Origin of the sequence: Vibrio sp. ZF57 (genome assembly GCF_001691235.1) — a bacterium.
GTDB classification, from domain to species: Bacteria; Pseudomonadota; Gammaproteobacteria; order Enterobacterales; family Vibrionaceae; genus Vibrio; species Vibrio crassostreae_C.
On the sequence record NZ_MAKD01000004.1, the window covers coordinates 1 to 2,974 of the forward strand.

Sequence of the window (2,974 nt, forward strand, 5' to 3'; positions counted from 1 at the left end):
TTATCAGAGCTTTTATGTTCTAGCGGAAAGCATGAGTACTTTCCGCTAGAACATAAAACTAAACGGCCCGATGACTATTGCTATTGCCAACTGTGCCTTTACTGGATTTGTGGTAGAGCTTAAGTGCCAATAATGAACCCCACAGCAAAACTTGTCCCCATAGCAATGTCCATTGAGACGCCACTTCTTGCCAAGATGCACCCATCTGATTAAGTGCTAAGAAACCTTGGATAGCCGGTGTGCTTGGGAACAGCTGTGATAATAGAACTAACCATTCGGGCATCATTTCAACTGGCCAGATAAAACCTGAAGAGAAGATCAGTGGCATTGAACTGATTAACACTACAACCGTGACTAGCTCTCTTCGTGGCACTAACTCACCAATAAAAATCCCGATCAAACAACTGGCCAGTAAGAAGGGCAGAAGTAAGGTTAAGATCTGTGTTGTTGAGGCGAGCTGGTTTATCCCATACATCGAAAAGCTAGCGCCGAAATAGTACATCGACAACAGGTAATAAATGCCGACTAAGGTACAACAGCGGGCAAGCATCAATTTCGCTGGAGAGGTCTTACTCCAGTAGCCAAATGTCGATTGAGCATTTTGGGTTGCACCCACTAAACCTGAAGCCATGGCTAAGGTTTGTTGCAGGATCAACACAAAGACGGCTGGAACTACGTAATCGATGTATCCCATGCGACTATTAAACGTTGGTTTCAGGTTCAAGCTGAATGCACTGTAGCCTTTGGCTGCCGATTCTAAAGGCACACCTTCGACTAACAAATGGCTGACCTTAACTTGCGCAGCTAACGTACCACCGGCCTTGGCAAGCCCTTCAACAATGGTTCCGTAGACCAAAAAGTAAGAAGCATCACCAGCGTAAGAAAGTGTCGGGCTCTTACCGAGCAACAAGTCTTTATAGAAATCTTCTGGAATGACGAGGAAGCCGCCAATCTCTTGGTTAAGCACGGCTTGTTTCGCATCGGCGATGGTGGAGTCTCGACGGACCAATTCGATCTGAGAGGTGGCATCCACCATACGCTCTAATTGATAGCTGCTTTGACTCTTATCCAAGTTCACAACCGAAGCTTTCAGTTGTTGAGGAACTTGGTTCGCGTAAGGCAATGGATACAAGAAGGAATAGAAGACCACACCACCAAATACCGTAAGAAGCACGACAGGGTTGCGCAATACCGCTAAGAGTTCTTGTTTGAGCAGTTGAGTAAAGCTCATCGTTTTACTCCTTGTTGTGCTGATGCTTCTGGCTGTGTTGACGGCGTTGTTTTTGCAGATATAGCTGCTTTTGTAGATGGATCTGCTTGTGCAGTTAGAGTTGATTGCGCCAAGTGTTTCTTAATTAGCAACATTACCACGAAAGCAGGAACTGCGTACCACAACATAGAAGAGAGGCTGATCAAAGACTGTGCTGCGCTCACACCATAACTAGACTGCGCCGTTTGTACTTCGATGTAATGACTCACGGGCAATAAGCTTCTCCAAATTTGAGCAGCTGTGTTCATGTCTGTTACTGGAAAGGTAATACCCATGAACGCAAAGCTTGGTGCCGTAAATGCGCCAGCGAAACTCATCGCCCTTGCTGGATCAAGTGTTAAGAAGAAAAACAAACAACCCATAATGATACAACTGATCACGGTTAGCAGTTGGGCAATAGTCAATGCCACAAAGCTGCCGTTAAATGGCCAGTCTAAGAGCACATAGAACCAAAAACTAAACGCGATACCAAACATCAAAAACAAGACAAGGTAGGGCGTTAATGTTGATGCGAGTGACTTCATAGGGGCGTTGGATAACCAAGCGTGAAGCCCACGAGCTCTAACGTTCGCCGTCAAAACCAATATCGTGCCCACCACAATCATGATCTGCCACAGTGCAGGAATAACCGCAGACACCAAGAACTGTGCATAACTGGTGTTCTTGTTGAACAGCGGCGTGATCTGGCTTTGTACCGTTACTGCTTGGCCTAATGCGGATTGCACCGTGGTATCACCGTGTGACAGCTGTTTCACGACTTCAAGTTGCGCGTTAAAAGTCCCTTGAGCCTGCAGCAAGGCAGAGTTCACCAGCTTACCGATTAAGATAAATTGGCTGTTATAGAATACAGACACTTGCGGATTCAAGCCGAGCAGAAGGTCTCGGTCGAAGTGCCTTGGTATCACAACATAACCATAGATATCACGTTCGATCATCGCTTTCGCCGCATCACTCGCAGAGCTGTATTTCTGAGTGACTTGCAGCGTTGGTGACGCATCAACAAGGCGTGTGAACTGTTGTGAGATTTGACTGTGCTCAAGGTCGACAACTGCGACCGGTAAGTCACGAGCGATCCCTTGTGAAAAAATCAGCCAGATACTGGCAGCAAGCAGCAAAGGAATCCAAGTTAGGCAAGACAACAACCATTTGTCTTTGCGGACAATCGCCCACTGCCGAAGCAAGGTATTCTTCGCTCTATGATGCTCAGTTGATTGCGAGCCTCTAGATTGCGATCCAGTATATTGAGAGTTAGCAGACATAAGTCACCTAAAGCTCAACCACTAGGCTCATGCCCATACGCAGTGTTTCGCTCGTATCGACAGGGTGCGCTTCTACTTCAAAAGTACGTAAATCGAAGCCTTGTGCTGCGTCTGTTGAGCGCCAAGTTGCGAAATCACCCATTACGGCGATGTGAGTTACTTGGAAAGTTAATGATTTATCCAGAGCCGGTAGGTACGCCTCAAACTGGCTGCCTTTCTCGAAATGCTTAAGCATGTCTTCACGAACATTGAGCATAGCCCAAGCATCCTTGGTGTCGATAACAGTCACAACAGGGAAGCCTTGTGGTGCAAGTTCTCCACTGCTCAATAGAACCTGAGAGACTTCGCCATTAAACCAGCTGTGGATCTGTGTGTCTTTTGCGTAAGCTTCAACTTCCGCTACCGCACCCGCTGCCATTAACGCTTTTTGAGTGGCGGCCACTTT

Annotated in this window: 3 protein-coding genes; all 3 read right to left on the reverse strand. The window is 46.8% G+C overall.

Features of this window, described 5'->3' with window-relative positions; all coding sequences use genetic code 11:
- Nucleotides 1–58: 58 nt before the first annotated feature.
- A complete protein-coding gene (locus A6D97_RS00460; RefSeq protein ID WP_065583585.1) occupies nt 59–1,231 on the reverse strand; it encodes an ABC transporter permease in 1,173 nt (390 codons plus the stop codon).
- Complete coding sequence (locus A6D97_RS00465) at nt 1,228–2,529, reverse strand: ABC transporter permease (RefSeq protein ID WP_065583586.1); 1,302 nt, start codon at nt 2,527–2,529, stop codon at nt 1,228–1,230. The genes A6D97_RS00460 and A6D97_RS00465 overlap by 4 nt, the downstream gene beginning before the upstream one ends.
- Before the next feature lie 7 nt (nt 2,530–2,536).
- Nucleotides 2,537–2,974 (reverse strand): HlyD family efflux transporter periplasmic adaptor subunit (locus A6D97_RS00470; RefSeq protein WP_139074281.1); only part of this gene is annotated, 438 nt, incomplete at its 5' end.

What these genes read in the sequence shown, in the direction of transcription:
- A6D97_RS00460 (WP_065583585.1), bottom strand. Translation starts at nt 1,231, where the DNA reads ATGAGCTTTACTCAACTGCTCAAACAAGAACTCTTAGCGGTATTGCGC.
- A6D97_RS00465 (WP_065583586.1), bottom strand. Translation starts at nt 2,529, where the DNA reads ATGTCTGCTAACTCTCAATATACTGGATCGCAATCTAGAGGCTCGCAA.